At 74.5% G+C, this 561-nt stretch carries 2 protein-coding genes; both read right to left on the bottom strand.

The features are described from left to right. Nucleotides 1–275: Rieske 2Fe-2S domain-containing protein (locus Q0L15_RS22870; protein WP_296607161.1), on the bottom strand; the 275-nt coding region annotated here is incomplete at its 3' end. After that, nucleotides 272–561, bottom strand: a 290-nt coding sequence (locus Q0L15_RS22865; protein WP_296607160.1) for an IclR family transcriptional regulator C-terminal domain-containing protein, incomplete at its 5' end; no start/stop codon positions are given. The genes Q0L15_RS22870 and Q0L15_RS22865, both read right to left, overlap by 4 nt.

The following is a 561-nucleotide window of genomic DNA, read 5'->3' as shown; positions in this document are numbered from 1 at the left end:
CCCCGGTCGGGCAGGTCGGTGCGCTGTCCGGTCGTGAGGTCGAAGCGCCAGAAGTGGCCCGGACAGATCAGCGTCCCGTCCCGCACGGTCCCCCCGGAGAGCGCGACATCGCGGTGCGGGCACCGGTCGAGGAGCGCGACGTACCCGCCGTCCTCCGTCGCCACCACGCACACCCGGTCGCGGTCCTGGCCGGAGTGGCCGACGACCTTCCCGACCGGCCGGCCGGCCACGACCTCGTCGACGCGGCAGACGCGCTCCCACGTGTGGTCGGTCACCGGTTCCACCCCAGGCCGGAGGAGATCCGCGCGGCGGTCTCGACGATCGGCGCGACCAGGTGCCGCAGGCCCGCGTCCACGGACTCCACCTGCTCGGCGACCGACACCGAGGCGACCACCTGCCCGAGCGGGTCGCGGATCGGTGCGGCGACCGAGCACATGCCGGGCTCGGACTCGCCCCGGTTCTCCGCGTAGCCCTGGCGGCGCACCCGTTGGAGCTCGGCGAGGAACTCCGGCCTCGACGTGATCGTCCGCGGCGTCTTCGGCGACAGCCGCATGCCCTCGA

It is taken from the genome of Nocardioides sp. (genome assembly GCF_024509035.1).
Classification (GTDB): Bacteria; Actinomycetota; Actinomycetes; order Propionibacteriales; family Nocardioidaceae; genus Nocardioides.
Note: the sequence above shows the minus strand (reverse complement) of the source record. Positions and strands in the feature narration are given on the sequence as shown.